The organism is Epibacterium sp. Ofav1-8 (genome assembly GCF_022348185.1).
Taxonomy (GTDB): Bacteria; Pseudomonadota; Alphaproteobacteria; order Rhodobacterales; family Rhodobacteraceae; genus Epibacterium.
This window is the reverse complement of sequence record NZ_JAKRFD010000004.1, coordinates 200551-216629: the sequence shown is the minus strand read 5'-3', so window position 1 is coordinate 216629 and position 16079 is coordinate 200551. Positions and strand designations below refer to the sequence as shown.

General features: G+C 64.3%; 13 protein-coding genes. 5 read left to right on the top strand and 8 right to left on the bottom strand.

Features of this window, described 5'->3' with window-relative positions; all coding sequences use genetic code 11:
- Positions 1-96: 96 nt before the first annotated feature.
- Genes pdxA through lptF form a run of 5 tightly spaced genes read right to left on the bottom strand, consistent with a single transcriptional unit; the run spans position 97 to position 6754 of the window.
- Entirely contained in the window at positions 97-1077 is a 981-nt protein-coding gene (pdxA, locus tag MHM97_RS08435) for a 4-hydroxythreonine-4-phosphate dehydrogenase PdxA (protein ID WP_239321779.1), read from the bottom strand.
- Positions 1074-2351, bottom strand: coding sequence for a peptidylprolyl isomerase (locus MHM97_RS08430; RefSeq protein WP_239321777.1), 1278 nt, complete (start codon positions 2349-2351; stop codon positions 1074-1076). Before MHM97_RS08430 ends, pdxA begins: the two co-directional genes overlap by 4 nt.
- Positions 2336-4534, bottom strand: a complete 2199-nt coding sequence (locus MHM97_RS08425) for an LPS-assembly protein LptD (RefSeq protein ID WP_239321775.1) — start codon at positions 4532-4534, stop codon at positions 2336-2338. The genes MHM97_RS08430 and MHM97_RS08425 overlap by 16 nt, the downstream gene beginning before the upstream one ends.
- Positions 4518-5624, bottom strand: a complete 1107-nt coding sequence (gene lptG, locus MHM97_RS08420; RefSeq protein WP_239321773.1) for an LPS export ABC transporter permease LptG — start codon at positions 5622-5624, stop codon at positions 4518-4520. The genes MHM97_RS08425 and lptG overlap by 17 nt, the downstream gene beginning before the upstream one ends.
- Complete coding sequence (gene lptF / locus MHM97_RS08415; RefSeq protein WP_239321771.1) at positions 5621-6754, bottom strand: LPS export ABC transporter permease LptF; 1134 nt, start codon at positions 6752-6754, stop codon at positions 5621-5623. Before lptF ends, lptG begins: the two co-directional genes overlap by 4 nt.
- Before the next feature lie 222 nt (positions 6755-6976).
- Here lptF and MHM97_RS08410 point away from each other — a divergent pair, with 222 nt between their 5' ends.
- On the top strand, positions 6977-8449 hold the full coding sequence (locus MHM97_RS08410) for a leucyl aminopeptidase (RefSeq protein WP_239321769.1): 1473 nt from the start codon (positions 6977-6979) through the stop codon (positions 8447-8449).
- Positions 8450-8456: 7 nt separating this feature from the next.
- Complete coding sequence (locus MHM97_RS08405; protein WP_239321767.1) at positions 8457-8921, top strand: DNA polymerase III subunit chi; 465 nt, start codon at positions 8457-8459, stop codon at positions 8919-8921.
- Between the two features lie 252 nt (positions 8922-9173).
- Here the strand turns inward: MHM97_RS08405 and MHM97_RS08400 are convergent, their stop codons facing one another.
- The 3 genes from MHM97_RS08400 to MHM97_RS08390 are packed head-to-tail and all read right to left on the bottom strand — an operon-like array spanning position 9174 to position 12287.
- Positions 9174-9755 (bottom strand): retropepsin-like aspartic protease family protein, encoded by a 582-nt coding sequence (locus MHM97_RS08400; RefSeq protein ID WP_239321765.1) that lies wholly within the window; start codon positions 9753-9755, stop codon positions 9174-9176.
- A gap of 49 nt (positions 9756-9804) precedes the next feature.
- Positions 9805-10428, bottom strand: coding sequence for a MarC family protein (locus MHM97_RS08395; protein WP_005613274.1), 624 nt, complete (start codon positions 10426-10428; stop codon positions 9805-9807).
- Positions 10425-12287: an ABC-F family ATP-binding cassette domain-containing protein gene (locus MHM97_RS08390; protein ID WP_239321763.1), complete on the bottom strand. Its 1863-nt coding sequence runs from the start codon at positions 12285-12287 to the stop codon at positions 10425-10427. Before MHM97_RS08390 ends, MHM97_RS08395 begins: the two co-directional genes overlap by 4 nt.
- A gap of 189 nt (positions 12288-12476) precedes the next feature.
- Between MHM97_RS08390 and MHM97_RS08385 the strand changes: the two genes are divergently transcribed.
- The 3 genes from MHM97_RS08385 (at position 12477) to ndk (ending at position 15957) form a co-directional block, all read left to right on the top strand.
- Positions 12477-14066, top strand: coding sequence for a DUF2235 domain-containing protein (locus tag MHM97_RS08385; RefSeq protein WP_239321761.1), 1590 nt, complete (start codon positions 12477-12479; stop codon positions 14064-14066).
- A gap of 106 nt (positions 14067-14172) precedes the next feature.
- Positions 14173-15384 carry a multidrug effflux MFS transporter gene (locus MHM97_RS08380; RefSeq protein WP_239321759.1) on the top strand — a complete coding sequence of 404 codons (1212 nt, stop codon included), beginning with the start codon at positions 14173-14175 and terminating at the stop codon, positions 15382-15384.
- Positions 15385-15534: 150 nt separating this feature from the next.
- Complete coding sequence (gene ndk / locus MHM97_RS08375) at positions 15535-15957, top strand: nucleoside-diphosphate kinase (protein ID WP_239321757.1); 423 nt, start codon at positions 15535-15537, stop codon at positions 15955-15957.
- The last annotated feature ends 122 nt before the right edge of the window (positions 15958-16079 follow it).

Sequence of the window (16079 nt, the reverse complement as noted above, 5' to 3'; positions counted from 1 at the left end):
ATAAGGGGCGGATATGGATCTGGAAAGCGGCTTTTGTTGTGAAACGGTGCGCAGGGCAAATGCCCTGCGCGCAGGTTTGTCTGTGGTCCGCGCCCTTCAGGCCGCACGCGTGGCGGCCATGGATTGCGCCAGACGCAGCGCCTCGATCAGGCTGGATGGGTTGGCCCGGCCTTTGCCTGCAATGTCGAAGGCGGTGCCATGATCCGGCGAGGTGCGAACAAAGGGCAGGCCGAGGGTCACATTGACCCCCTTGTCGAAATCCAGCGTCTTGATCGGGATCAGCGCCTGATCGTGATACATGGCGATGGCCGCGTCATAGTGCTGCCGGGCGGCGGCATGAAACAGCGTGTCGGCGGGATGCGGCCCCGTGAGCCGGTGGCCCTCGGTCTGCATGTCGGCAATCAGCGTCTCGATCCAGTCGAGTTCCTCATTGCCCATAGCGCCGCCTTCGCCCGCATGCGGGTTGAGGCCCGTCACCGCGATGCGGGGGGATTGGAGACCGAACTGGTCGCGCAGCCCCTGTGCGGTGATGGTGATCACCTGACGCAACAGAGCCGGGGTCAGGACCTCGGGCACCTGTCGCAAGGGGATGTGGATGGTGGCCGGGACCACCCGCAACTGCGCGCTGGCAAGCATCATCACCACATGATCGACGCCCGCAAGCGCGGCGAGGAATTCGGTATGGCCGGGATAGGCAAACCCGGCCCCGTCAATCAGCGCCTTCTTGTGGATCGGAGCGGTGCAGACCGCTGCCGCCTGACCGGAGGTGACCAGCCCGACTGCGGTTTCGATGGACTGGATGACCCCGGCGGCGTTCCTGGGGTCAGCTGTGCCCTTGCTCGCATCGCCTTCAAAAGTGAGCGGCAGGACGGGCAGGGCGGTTGCACAGAGCTCCAGCGCATCGGCGGGGAACGCGACCTGTTGCCAGTTGGTCTGAGCAGGCAGGTGCCGGGGGTCACCGATCCAGACAAAGGGACAGTCGGCGCGCAGCGCCTCCCATGCGGCGGCGGCGATCTCGGGACCGATCCCCGCAGGCTCGCCGCAGGATAGCGCGATCACCTGCGGGGGCCGGGTCATTTGTATTCGATCCGCGCGTTGGCTTTCAGTTGCTCGACCAGGCTGTCGGCATAGGCATTCAGCCGCTGCTGGACAAGCGCATTGGCGACAGTGGCGCGGGCGTTCTCCTGCGCAGCGACCACATCGCTGGTGCGACCGCAGAGCATCACGAACAGCAGCGTCTGGCCGTTGTCACGGGTTACCGCGGCGGAGGATTCATTGGCGTCCAGCTTGGACAGTTCCAATGCGATGTCCTGTGGAATCTCCGATGGGGCGCGGCTGATCCGCTCCAGGCGCTCCGGCGCCTGGCCCTTGTTGATGCCGTAGAGATCGTCACAGGTGTCGATCTCGTTGCGCAGTTCGGTTGCGCGCGCCTGGGCCTCCGGGCTGCGACCGCCGGGGATGCGGTAGGTGGCATAGTCGATGGCGGCGTAATTGGTGCTGCGTCCGTCGACTTCGCGCAGGCCACGCATCTGGAAAATGGCGATCGCCCCCTGCAAGGGCAGCGGTTGGGTGATCTCTCCGGGTTTCAGTCCCAGCACCACCTCCTGCAACTGGGCGGGCAGCCGTGTCAGTGGCATCCAGGGCAGGCGGCCACCGTCGACGCGGCTGTCGGCGGCAGAGAACTGGGCGGCGGAGGCGGTAAAGGCCTGCTGCGTCTTCAGCTCGGAGATCTGTGTGGCGAGTTCCTGAACCTGGGCGGCGTTCTCCTGCGTCATCGGCAGGATGACCTCCGACAGCAGCACCTGCACGCTGCCGGATCCCGCCGTGCCCATGGCGCGGTCGATCTCGTCTTGGGAGGGGCGCGCCTGTGCGAGAAAGCGCCCGCGCACATATTCGCGCCATCCAAGGCCCGCGGCGGCAAAGTCGCGCACGGTCTCGGGGGCGACCCCGGCCTGCTGGAGCTGCGCCAGGAACTGATCCAGCGGGATATTCGCACGCCCGGCCAGTTCGCGCATGCCCTCGGTGACCTCGGCCTCGGACAGGGTCAGACCGACCTCGTTCAGCAGATCCTGTTTCAGGCGGTCTTCGATCAGATCTTCGCGGGCCTCTTCCAGCGGGTCGCCCTGTGCGGAGCCCAAGACGGACATGAACAGCGCGCGTTGTTCCAGCTCATACTGGGTGACCACATCCTCGTTGACGATCACAACCGGAGCAAACAGCCCCTGCGCCATGACCGCGGATGCGGAGGAGAGCGACAGCGCTGCCAGCGCCAGGGCGCCCGCGCCAGCAGCGTTGCGGGTCCAGGTGGTCAGGATCCGGGTGATCCGGCGGGAGGTTACGTTCTGCTGCATGATCGCCTGCTTGTTGTGGTCGCGCTTTTCACGGAAAATCCGTTGAGCGAGAGTGTAAATCCGAAATCTGTCGAAGGCTCAACACTTGTGGTTGAGGTATAGCGACGGCTGACCGAGAGGTCGAGGGTGACGCATTCATTGCGATAGGTCAGGCCGAGCCCGGCCCGGGTCGCGCGCCCATCGGTGATGTCGTAGCGCATATTCGCCCCGGCGCGCCATGTCTCGTTCAGGTCATAGGCGCCGTCAAACCACAGTTCCGAGGTCTCCTCGGTGCGGTCTTCCTCCGGGTCGGCCTGGAGCCAGAGGTAGCTCCCGGCGAGGGTCACGCGGTTGCGATGCAGATCCCCGCGGAATTCGGCCTTGGTGACGGAGAACTCCTCGTCGAGGATGCCGCGCGCGGTGAGGGTCAGGTCGTTCTGCAAGCCGATCTGGCCCGCCAGCAGGAGGTTCGAGTTGCGCCCGTCCAGCCCGGAGGAAGAGGTAAAGCCGGGTTGTGCCTCTTCGCGCCGGATCTGGGCGATGGTGCCGGTGGCCTGCCAGCCGCTGGGATCAAAATGCGAGAAGTTCACGCCGTAAACCAGGGTGCGCCCGTCCTCGCGCGCATCGGTTTCCGGAAACCGCGACAAGGCGAGCAGGTTGCCCTGATCGAATTCCGAGATATTGCTGGCCTCGTTGGGGGTGCTGTCGCCACTGACCTTGGTCCAGCCGATCTGCAGGATGGGTTCGAGGATCTGAACCGCGCCGGAGGCAGTCTGGCGCGCCATCGGTCGGCGAAAGGTCACCGCTGTTTTGGGGGTGACGCGCGTGGCCTCGTTGTCAAACGCGCCATCATCGGCCAGCGCAAAGCTGTCCACCCCGACACCCAACGTCCAGCTGCCCTGCACGCCCCAGGGCAGAATCCAGCTGCGCAGCCAGGTGGCGTCGGCAGACACTCGGGTCATGTCGCGCCCGTTGGCGCTGGTCGCGGTGGCCTCCTGCGAGGAGGGGCGGTTGAAGTGGCTGGTGTTCAGGCGCAGGCGCAATTCGCCGCCGATGCGGTTGGGAAACAGGCGTTTTTCAAATGTGCCGGTCAGGATGGTGGCGGGCAGAAACGCCTGATCCTCGGTGCCGCGCAGGGTCTTGTAGTGATAGAGCGTGCCTTCGATCAGCTCGTCACGACGGGCCCGCGACAGGGTGATGCTGGACCGCAGCCGGTCGGTGTCGGAAATATCGTAATCGGCAAGATAGGCATCGTCTGACACGCTCTTGAGATCGAAGCTCAGCTTGTAGCCGCGCCGGATGTCGAAGCTGCCTTTTGCAAACAGGTAGCCACGCCCGTCGTCGGGCTGGATGTCGTCACGGCTGAAGGCGCCGGTGAGCTCGATCCGACCATTGCGGAAGGCCTGCCTGTACCGCAGGCCAAGGGTCGTGGTCTTGGCAGAGATATAGGGCGTGATGGTGAGGTCGCGATGCGGCCCCAGGGTCACGAAATAGGGCAGCTTGACACCGACGCCGAGGTTGGAGTCGCTCGATAGTGACGGGGTCAGGAACCCGGTGGAGCGCTCCAGGCTGGGGTCCGGCAGGCGCAGCGCCGGAAAGTAGAACACCGGAACATCCTTGATCCGCAGCTGCGCGCCCTCGAAGTAGAGTTGCCGCTCCACCTCGTCGTGGGTGATCCGTTCCGCGCGGATTTGCCAGAGCGGCGGGCGGCCGTCATCGCAGACATCGCAGGAGGTGACAGAGGTCTTGTAGAGCTGGGAATAGCGCCCTTCGACCCGGGTCATCTGCAAGGCCGCAAGCTGCACCTGCTGGTCGAACACCAGCCGGGCGCCGCGCAGAATCCCGTTGCGCAGGCCGTTGTCCAGTTCGGCGGCGTTGGCCAATACGGTGACCGACCCGCTCTGGTCGATGCGGATCGGGCCTTCGAGGTTGAGCACACCACTGTCGCGATCATAGGTGATCCGCTGGGCCTGAAGCCGCACATCCCCCTGGAACGCCTCCACATTGCCCTCGGCAACGAGCTTGCGATCCGGTGACAGGAACACGCGGTCGGCGACCAGCATGGCCGGCGCGCTGACCTGCGACGACGGCGGCGCCACAGGCTGTGCGATCCCGGGCGCCGGCAACAGGCCAAGCCACAGGGGCAGCACCGTGGACAGCAGCGCTCCTCGCCGCCAGTTCTTGAATTCAACCGTCTTCGGCATGCAGGAGCAGTCCCATTGTCAGAAGTATTGAGGCCACCGGCGGCGCCCAGGCCGCCAGCAGAACCGGGATTTGTCCGTTTTCGCCAAGGATCCGGGCGAAGTTATGGACGAAGTAGAGCGCGAACCCCAGCAGCACCGACGTCAGCACGGCGACCCCGGTGCCCCCCAGCCGCGTGTGGCGCATGGTAAAGGCAGCGCCCACCAGCACCATGGCGACCAGAAACAGCGGGCGGGCCAGCTCAACCTGCAACCAGACGCGGAACCGCGTGGTCGAAAATCCGGCTTCGGCGAGAGAGGCGATGGTCTCCGGCAGTTCGTAGATCGAGATGCCTTCGGAAAAGCTGAGCGTATCGCGAATGCGCTCGTTGGTCAGGGTGGTGGGCAGGCGCAACTCATCATGGCGCCGGGCGCTGGTCTCCGGGTTCACTCCGACCACCAGTTGCCAGACCTTGGCATCGCGCAGCACCCAGTCCGCGCCGTCCAGCCAGGCCTCCTGTGCCATGATGCGCCGCACCGGCCCGCCTTCCGGCGCGTAGGAGAGGATCGACACATCATAGAGCACGAGATTCTGCGCATCGCCGTGATAGTTGACCGCATGGATGACGGATTGGCCGTTCTGCCCGCCCTGTCGCAGCCACAGGCCCTCGCCGGTCAGGGAAACCGCGGCTGCCGACCCGGGTTGGCGATAGTCCTCGACCAGCGCCTTGTAGCGGTTGGCGGTGACCGCCTCGATCGGGTTGAGCGTACTGACGGCCAGCCCGCCGATCACCATCGCCACGCCTACCGGTGGCATCAGCGCCCGGATCCCCGAGCGTCCGATCGCCCGCGTCACCACCAGTTCGCTGCTGCGCGCCATCCCCACAAAGAGCACGATCGTCGTCAGGATCATGATGAGTGGCAGGAACTGGCTGAGGGCGGCGGGCGCGTTCAGGAGCGTGAGGCCGAACAATTGCCAGAAACTCAGATCTTGGCTGTCAAAGCGGCGGAACTGATCGCTGAGGTCAATCAGCATCACCAGGCTCATCAGCACCGCCGTGATGACCAGGAACCATTGCAGGAACCGTTTGGCATAATAGAGGTCGAGGATCATGCCGACGCCTCCGGGCGGGAGCGCCCTCTGGCAAGCAGCTGCGGCCGGCTTGCAAGATGCAGGAACACCAGCGATATCAAGAGCCCCAAGCCAGCGGGCAGGTAGAGCAGGGGCCACATGGCCGCGTCTTCCAGCACCGGGGCGGCAACGATGCCGCGCAAGCCTTCAATCAGAATCAGCAGCACAAAGGCGGCCAGCAGCTGTTTCCAGATACCGAACCGGCTGAACCCGCCAAGCATCAATGTGGATACGGCGATCATCACCACGGCCAGCGTCACCACGGCCCGCGCGAATCTCTGGTGCAGCTCTTCGGCCTGGGCGCCGAGGGAATGTGTCTCGGTGGCGGTGATCTGCGCCCGGTCATACAGCAGGTCGCGCGTGGGAATGCTGCGCAGCGGCCGGGGGCCGTCGCCGATCTCGGGTGTGACGCGCCCGATGGGATAAGAAAAATCGGCAAAGGCGGTGGTCGACAGCTGCGCGGTCTCCAGGTTTCGCCGCTGAGCAAGCCCGTCAACCAGAATGAGATGCGCGCCGTCGCCATCACGCACCAGATAGGCCTTGTCGCTGGTATATGTGACCTCGGTCGTCGCGGCGCGCTGGTCGGTCAGGAACACATTGTTGAGCGTGCCATCGTCGTCAATGCTGCCGATAAAGAAGGTCAGACCGTCCGCAGGATGCAGAAAGCTGCCGGGCTTCAGGAGTTTGGCGCTGACGCTGCGCGACAATTCGGCCTCCCGTTCCTGCATCTGCGCCAGTGATGCGGGCAGCAGCACCAGGCTGAGGGCGGACATCATCAGGGCGGTCAGCACGCCAAAGGCCATCGCCGGGCGGGCCAATTGCCAGGGGCTCGACCCCGTTGCGCGCAATACCGTCAGTTCGCTCTCGGAATTCAACCGGTTGGTGACCCAGACCGTCGCCGCAAAGGCCGCCAGCGGCAGCACCATACGCACGAGGTTCGGCAGGCTCAAAACCGAGATTTCAAGGAAAGCCATCACGCCTTGCCCGTCGCCGATGAGCCAGTCAAACAGGCTCACGGCCCGGTTGATCCAGAACACGGCCACCAGAATCAAGGCAAAAAAGCCAAAGAACAAAAGATATTGCGACAGCACATATCTGTCGTAGCGTGACACCCGATCCCCCCATAGATCTTGCGCTCGGACTGTTCGCCGGACCTTAGAGGAATTGTGCGGGCGGGAAAACTGCAATCTTCCCGGGCCCCTGCCTGATCGGCAAGGATTGGGCGCGCCGGTCTGCCCGCTCTGGTATTCATCTCGGTCAACCGCTACCTGTTACGGGACTGTCAGCCAGATGCGCAAGCGGCGACAAGAGCAGATCAACCACAGGAGACCCGAATGAGCGCGCTCACACCGATCCGTTTTTCCCCCTTCGATCCCAAATCTCTGGCCGAGGTCGAAGGCCATCTGGCCGTGATGGTCACGCCCGAAGGCACGATGGATCAGGCCGCCCGCAGCGCCAATCGCCTGAGCAAGGGCGCGGTGGCGCGTCTGATCGCCTCCGATGGTTTTGCCAAGGCCAAGACCGGTCAGGTGATCACGCTGGCATGGCCTGCGGGTCTGGCGGTCGAGGCCCTGCATGTTGTTGTGCTGCCCCGTCGCATCACCGCGATCGAGGCGCGCAAGGCAGGCGCAAAACTGGCCGAAGCGCGCGGCAACAAAGCGTTGACGGTGAAGGCGGGGAACATGTCCCGCGCCGCCGATCTGGCGTTGGGGCTGGCGCTGCGCAGCTACAGCTTTGATGCGCATCGATCCGCGGACGCCGAAACGCACGGCACCGTGACCATCGGCCACAACAAACCCGAAGAGATCGAAGCCGCCTTTGCGCCGCTTCTGGCGGTGGCCGAAGGCGTGCATATGACCCGTGATCTGGTCAACGAACCTGCAAACGTGCTGACCACCACCGAATTTGCCGCGCGTCTTGAGGAAATGACCGCGCTTGGTCTTGAGGTGGAGGTGCTGGAGGAATCCGAGCTGGAGAAGCTCGGCATGCGCACGCTCCTGTGTGTCGGCCAGGGGTCGGCCAGCCCCTCCAAGGTTGTTATCATGAAATGGAACGGCGGCGACAAGGACGCAGCCCCGCTGGCGCTGGTCGGCAAGGGCGTTGTGTTCGACACCGGTGGCATCTCGCTGAAACCGGCAGCGGGCATGGAAGACATGACCATGGACATGGGCGGCGCGGGCGTTGTTGCGGGCACCATGCGGGCGCTGGCGCTGCGCAAGGCAAAGGCCAATGTCGTGGGGCTTGTGGGGCTTGTGGAAAACATGCCCTCCGGCACGGCGATCCGTCCCGGTGATGTGGTGAAATCCATGAAGGGCGACACCGTCGAGATCATCAACACCGACGCCGAGGGGCGCTTGGTGCTCTGTGATGTGCTCTGGTATGCGCAGGAGCGGTTCCAACCGGCCGGTGTCATCGATCTGGCCACCCTAACAGGCGCGATCATTATCGGTCTGGGGCATGACAATGCCGGCGTGTTCTCCAATGACGACAAGCTCTGTTCTGCATTCCTCAAGGCCGCCGAGGCCGAAGGCGAAGGCGCGTGGCGGATGCCCCTGGGGCAGGCCTATGACGATCAGCTCAAATCCAATGTGGCGGATATGAAAAACGTCGGTGGCCGCCCGGCGGGTTCGATCACGGCGGCGCAATTCCTGCAACGTTTCATCAAGGACGGCACGCCCTGGATCCATCTGGATATCGCCGGTGTGGCCTCGGTCAAGTCCAACACCGCCTATGCGCCCAAAGGGGCGACCGGTTGGGGCGTGATGGCGCTGAGCCGTCTGGTACAAGATCAGTTCGAGGCAGAGTAAAACCGCAATGGGGGCCGCCTATTTCTATCACCTGACCCGCAAGCCCTTGCAGGAAACGCTGCCTGTGTTGCTGGACAAAGCGCGGGGCGCGGGCTGGCGTATCGCCGTGCGCGGACGTGATCCGGAGCGGCTGGCGTGGCTGGATGATACGCTCTGGCTGGGCGGGGACGCCAGTTTCCTGCCGCACGGGCTGGCGGGTGGCCCCCATGACGCGCTGCAACCGATCCTGCTGACCACCTCGGCCGAGGCGCCGAACAAGGCGACCTGTGTGATGAGCATCGACGGCGCGCAGGTTGCGCCCGAGGAAGTCACCACGCTGGATCGGGTGTGTATCCTGTTTGATGGCACCGACGCGGAGGCGGTGCAGCACGCGCGTGGTCAGTGGAAGGCGCTGACCGCCGCTGGATGTCAGGCGCAGTACTGGTCCGAGGAAAGCGGGCGCTGGGAGAAAAAGGCCGAAAGCGGGGGATGAGGGGCGCTGCCCCTCTTGGCCGAGCGGCCAATTCACCCCGGAATATTTAGCGTTAGAAGAGCGTCAGTTGTGCCATGCAGAAAGGTTTCGGTAACCAGTTTGCGCACTGATAGGATTGCGGAACAGGCTGGGAAGCCGATGGCCGTGTTAGGAGAGGACCTGCTGCACGGGCGCGCGCCGCTTGTGTGGCAGGTTCCAGTTTCTTCTAACCACAAATATCCCCGCCGGAGGCCCGCGCCGTGAGGCGCGATTTCAACGGGTGAGGATCAGTTCATTGTTGCGAATTTCAATGCCAGAGAAACGCTGAAGATACCCCATGCCCAGCAGGGATTGCTCCAATGCGCCCTCATTGACCCAGGCGGAGACGTTGCGATCCGTAATCGGGCCGAGCGCCACACTGTCCAGTTTCACCCGCGCGGTGCGGACTTCGCCATTGGCAGTCATCGCGCGCCCGAGATAGGCGAGGCTTGTAGGATCAATACCGATCAGCCGGGCGTCCTCGGCATTCAGCACCATGTCGCTGGCACCGGTGTCGACCAGAAAATCCACCGGATCGCCGTTGATCTGCAACGTCAGGTAGTAATGACCATCGCGCGCGCGTGGCACGCTGATCTGACCGCCGTCAGCGTGCACGGCCTGCTGCGGCACCACGGTAGAGCGGATGTCTCCCCACAGGCCGTAGGCGGCAATCACGCCAAGGAAGATCAGCCCCCAGATCATCAACTGCTGGACCGTTTTGCCCAGCGACTGCCGGTTCTGCACGAACACCCATGTCCCGACAGCGGCGAGCAGTGCGATGAGGTAGACCAGCTGGCCAATGTCGTCTGAATTCATCGGTTTTCGTCCTCCATATCAGGGAGGTAGGTGTTCACCGCACCTATGTCTAGCTGGCAAAGCCAAAGGCGCGCAGACCTTCCAGCACGAATTGCACCGAAAGCGCGGCCAGAAGCATACCCAGCAACCGGGTTGCCACATTGATGCCGACGGGACCCAAGAGGCGCTCCAGCAGGCCTGAAATCGAAAACATCCCCAGCATCAGCGCAATCACCGCCACCACAATGGCCATCACCGAGGCAAAGCCCTCGATACCCGGATGCTGCCCGGTCAGAAGGATGACCGTGGCGATGGACCCGGGCCCCGCGATCAGCGGTATGGCCATAGGAAAGACCGACGGATCATCCTCGGGGGCGATCTCGTCGCCTTGGTGCTGACGACGCGCGGTGCGGCGCTCAAACAGCATGTCGAGTGCGGTGAGGAACAAGAGAATACCGCCTGCAACGCGAAAGGCCGGCATGGAAATCCCGATAAAGCCCAGAACGCTTTCGCCAAACAGCGCAAAGACCGCGAGGATGCCGACCCCTGTGATCGAGGCACGAATGGCGATGGCGCGGCGTTGCTTGCTGGTCATGCCCTGGGTCAACGCCAGAAACACCGGCATCAACCCGATGGGGTCAATGATCACAAAGAGCGTCACAAATGAGGTGATCAGGAACGCGGTGTCGATCATTGCGCCTCGGCGACCTCCAGTTTCTCAAGCGCCTTCATCCACAGCTCCTCGGCGCGGTCCAGCGCGTCCATGCATTCGGCGTGTTTTTTCTGCCAGACCGCCCGGTCACCGGCACGGCTCGACTCGTAGATCTCCGGATCGGCGAGCTTCTCGTCCAGCTTGTCCTGCATCTCGGTCAGTTTCTCGATGCGGGCTTCGGCCTTGCGGACCTCGTTGCGCAGGGCGAGGATCTGATCGCGGCTGGCGCGCTTGGGCTTTGGCTTGGACGCGGCTTTTGCATCCGCTTTGCGGGCGGGTTTGTCGCGCATCAGCAGCATCTCACGATAGCTGTCGAGATCGCCGTCATAGGGCGCCACGGTGCCATCGGACACCAGCCAGAGCCGGTCCGCCACCATGCTCAGCAAATGCATATCGTGGCTGACCAGAATGACCGCGCCGCTATAGGCGGTCAGCGCCTCGACCAGCGCCTCGCGGCTTTCGATGTCGAGGTGGTTGGTCGGCTCATCGAGGATCAGCATGTGGGGCGCATCCAGCGTCGCCAAAAGCAGGCTGAGGCGGGCCTTTTGACCACCGGACAGCCGCCCGACTGCGGTTTCGACCTGCGCGGCCAGCAGGCCAAAGCCCGCCAGACGCGTGCGCCATTTTGCGGGTGCCTCATGAGGACGCAGGCGACGCAGGTGATCGATCGGGGTTTCATCCACATAGAGCTCGTCGACCTGATGCTGCGCGAAATAGCCAATGCGCAGCTTGGACGAGCGCACCATCTTGCCCGCCATCAGCGGCAGCCGGTCCGAGAGCAGCTTGGACAGGGTGGATTTGCCCTGACCGTTCTTGCCCAGCAGCGCGATGCGATCATCCTGGTCGATGCGCAGGTCGAGGCGTCTCAGAATCTCGACATCGCCATAACCGGTGACACCGCCCTCGATCTGGATGATCGGCGGCGACATCTCTTCGGGTTCCGGGAAGGTGAACGCCCGCAGCGCGGCCTCTTGCGGGGTTGAGATCGGCTTCATCTTCTCGATCATCTTCAGGCGGGACTGGGCCTGTTTCGCCTTCGAGGCCTTGGCGCGGAAGCGGTCCACGAAGCTTTGCAGATGGGCGCGGCGGGTTTCCTGCTTGCGCGCCTCGGATTGTGCCACGGCGATGCGCGCGGCGCGGGTTTCGGCAAAGGTGTCGTAGGTGCCCTGATAGAGCGTCAGCTTGCGATCCTCCAGATGCAGGATCGCCCCCACCGCCCGGTTCAAAAGCCCGCGGTCGTGAGAGACAATCAGCACCGTATGCGGATAGCGCGCGATATAGCTTTCGAGCCACAGCGCACCTTCAAGGTCGAGGTAGTTGGTCGGCTCGTCCAGCAGCAGCAGGTCGGGCTGTGCAAAGAGCACCGCCGCAAGCGCCACACGCATCCGCCAGCCGCCGGAAAAATCGGAACAGGGGCGCAATTGGTCCTGATCGTCAAAGCCAAGCCCCTTGAGGATCGAGGCGGCGCGGGCCTCGGCGGACCATGCGTCGATATCCACCAGCCGGGTCTGGATTTCCGCAATGCGGGCGCCGTCGGTTGCGGTGTCGGCCTCGGCCATCAGCGCCGCACGTTCGGTATCGGCTGCCAGCACAGTGTCGATCAGGGAGGTGTCCGACGAGGGGACTTCTTGTGCCACACCGCCGATACGCGCCTGAGAGGGCAGGGTGATGGACCCGGTTTCCAGCGCAAGTTCTCCGCGGATCAGGCGGAACAGGGTGGATTTGCCGGTGCCATTGCGGCCCACGACACCGACCTTGTGACCGGTTGGGATAGTGGCAGAGGCCTCCTCTATGAGGGGGCGGCCTTCGACGGAATAGGTGATGTTATCGATCCTGAGCATGAGGTCTCTCATGTCGAAACCTGCGCGGGGGGTCAATGACTATCCGTCTTTCGGCGCGGCAAAGCCCGGCCGCGCCTGCAGGGGGAATTCCAGCCTTGGCGCACCCGGGTTCCGTGTTACCCTAGGTTGCATTTGAGCATGCCGGAGCGGGGCAGGACCCGCATTGACGGGCTGCGGGGGGATTTTGAGATGCGCCGATTGATTATCTGCTGTGATGGCACCTGGAACACCGCCGACCAGCACAAGGACGGCACGCCGACACCGACCAATGTGGCCAAGCTGCATTCCCTGGTGGCTGCGCGCGACGACTCCGGTATCGAACAGCTGGGTTACTATCGCACCGGGGTCGGCACCTCGGGGGGCCTCTTTCGTCGCGTGCTTGGCGGGGCGATCGGCTTGCGGCTCGAAGATGACATCATGAGCGCCTATAAATTCCTGGCGGAGACCTATGCGCCCTGCGACGAGATCTTTCTGTTCGGCTTCAGCCGTGGCGCCTACACCGTGCGCAGCCTTGCCGGCATGGTGTCCAACGTCGGGCTTGCCGATCTGCGTCCGGACCACCTGTCGCCCTATGAGGACCCCTGGCAGGTGGTGACCCGGCTGATGGAACGCTACCAATCACGCAAGGCCGGAACGGAAAAGACCGCCTTGCAGGCCGCCCTGTTGCAGGAGCGTCCCCTGGGGGCGGTGCGCTTTCACGACCCGGGGCAGGTCGGCTTTGCCTTCATCGGGGTCTGGGACACCGTCGGGGCGCTGGGCATTCCCGATGACAAGGGGCTGTTGCGGCTGCTGCTGGGCGATCCGCGCAAACACGGGTTTCGCGACACCGAGCTGGGCGGCAATGTGCGATGTGCCCGGCACGCGCTGGCCATGGACGAGCGGCGTCATGATTTCACGCCCACCCTGTGGACCAGCTGGGCACCGGGTCAGGATGTGGAGCAGCGCTGGTTTCCGGGGGTGCACGGAGATGTGGGAGGCAGCTATGCCGATTGCGGCCTGGGCGATCTGACGCTGGAGTGGATGCTGGCGGAAGCCCGCTCCCGGGGGCTTGGGCTGCGCGAGATTGCGCCGGGGCAATTGGCGCCCGATGCCTTTGCGCGGCGGCATACGTCCCGCCTCGGCCTTTTCCGCTATCGGCCGACCCGTCCACGGGCGGTGCCGGAGCTGACACCGGACGCTGCCACGGTATCTGACCGGCGCAGCCGCACCCGGTTTGACCCGTCGGTCTATGCCCGCCACCGCACCCCGCCGCCGGGGGAAGCCAGCTACTGGCCCACCTGTGTGCTGCGCCCGGGGCAGACCCGAACCGTCGCCGCCCATGCGCGCCAGCACTGGAACGCCACCGGCCTGTTTATCGAGGCGGGCGGGCGCTACAGGATACGGGCACGGGGGGAGTGGCTGGACGCCTCCATCCCCGCAACTGCCGATGGCGCGCGCGCCGGGGCGCATCTGGGCAAGCTGGCCTATCTGCTGGCGACCATCCCCGAAGCGCTGCGCCGCGGGTTGCGCCGGATCAGGCGGCTGGCCAAGGCCGATGTGATCTTTGCCCGCCGCGTCGATACCGCGCCGTGGTTTGCACTGATCGGAGCGGTGGCCAATGGCCAAGGCGCCAGCGAGCATGGCGAGGGCGTTGCCGCGCACGAGATACACCAACTGGCGCAGGAGGGCGTGTTCACGGCCAGCGAGAGCGGCTATTTCTACCTGTTCGCCAATGATGCCTGGCATATGTACCGCAACAACGCCGGCACGCTCTTGGTCGAGGTCACACGGCTGCGCTGAACCCGCTTCGTATCCCTGCCTTGTATCACAGAGCGTTTAGGGGTTCACTGACCGTCGGCCGCCGGCTGCCTTCGCGCCCGGCCTGTGGAGGACGGGACACCACATCATGAAACTGCGCGCGGCACAATCGCCCCCGACCTTGATGACGCTTGTGTTCGGCACCGCGCTGTCGGTGCTGTCGCTGAACATGTTCCTGCCGTCTCTGCCCGGGATCGCGGCGGCGTTTGACGCGGATTACGCGCTCGCCAATCTCGCCGTGGCCGGATATCTCGCTGTCTCCGCGGTGTTGCAGATCCTGATGGGACCGCTCTCCGACAGATACGGGCGCAGACCCGTGATGCTGGTCTGTTGCGGTCTCTTTGTGGTGGCCTCTGCCGGGTGTGCACTGGCGAGCAACATCTGGGTGTTTCTGGGGTTTCGTCTGTTGCAGGGGGCGATCATCAGCGGCCAGGTGGTGTCGCGTGCGGTGATCCGCGACATGTATGCCCCCAGCGCCGCCGCGAGCAAGCTTGGCTATATGGGCATGATCATGGCGCTGGCGCCGATGCTGGGACCGATGATCGGCGGGGCGCTCGACATGGCGTTTGGCTGGCGGGCGGGGTTCTGGCTCTATTGTGCGCTGGGCGGTGGCGTGATGCTGTTCACCTGGGCCGATATGGGAGAGACCAATACCACCCGCTCCGCGACCTTTCGTTCGCAGCTGCGCCTCTATCCCCGTCTGTTCTCGTCACGCCGATTCTGGGGCTACTCCGCCTGCGTCGCCTTTTCCATCGGCGGGTTCTATTCTTTCGTGACCGGTGCGCCGCTGGTGGCCGCGGCCTGGTTCGACCTCAGTCCGGCCATGGTGGGGCTGGGGATCGGCATTATCACCGCGGGCTTCATGACCGGGAATTTCGTGACCGGGCTGCTGGCGCAGCGGGTCCGGCTGCTGTCCCTGGTGCTGGTGGGGCGTGTCATCTCCTGCGCCGGGCCGGCGCTGGGCCTGAGCCTGTTCTGGAGCGGGCAGGGCAGCGAATGGGTGTTCTTTGGCTCTGCGATCTGCGTCGGGCTGGGCAACGGGTTGACCATTGCCAATGCCAGCGCGGGCCTGATGTCGGTGCGTCCCGAGCTCGCCGGGAGTGCGGCGGGGCTGTCCGGGGCCCTCACCGTGGCGCTGGGCGCGGCGCTTACGTCCATGACAGGGGTTCTGGTCGCGCCGGACAATGCGCCTTTTATGGTTCTGGGGATCATGCTGGCGGCCAGTCTGCTGGCGCTGGTCTCGGCGCTCTACGTGATGGCTGTGGATGCCGCCGATCCGCTGGAACCCGCCCAATCCTGACCGGGGCGGCGAATTGCACCCCTGCGGCGCGACAAGCCCTCTTCCCATGCGGCACCAGCCGTGCTACCCGGCGCCAGATCGTTGCGGCGTCCGCACAGGCGGGCTCTGCGGCACTTAATCGACCCGTGAATGTCCCAAGGAGATCGCCTGATGGCACTGGAACGCACCTTTTCGATCATCAAGCCCGATGCAACCCGCCGTAACCTGACCGGCGCGATCAACGCCAAATTCGAAGAAGCCGGCCTGCGCATCGTTGCGCAGAAGCGCATCCACATGACCAAAGCGCAGGCAGGCAAGTTCTACGAAGTGCACGCCGAGCGTCCCTTCTACGACGAACTGTGCGAATTCATGTCCTCCGCTCCGGTGGTTGTGCAGGTGCTCGAAGGCGAAGGCGCCATCGCGAAGAACCGCGAAATCATGGGCGCTACCAACCCGGCGGACGCGGCTCCCGGCACCATCCGTGCCGAATTTGCCGAATCCGTGGGTGAAAACTCCGTGCACGGTTCCGACGCACCGGAAACCGCGGCTGTGGAAATCGCCTACTTCTTCTCCGGCATCGAGCTGGTTGGCTGATCGTTTAGCGATCAAACAACCAACAGAGAGATTGGTTCAGCGTTGAACCATTCCCTGTACTACAGAACCGCCACGCCCACGCGTGGCGGTTTTCTTATACCCAGCAGAGCGGTCCCCTCCTG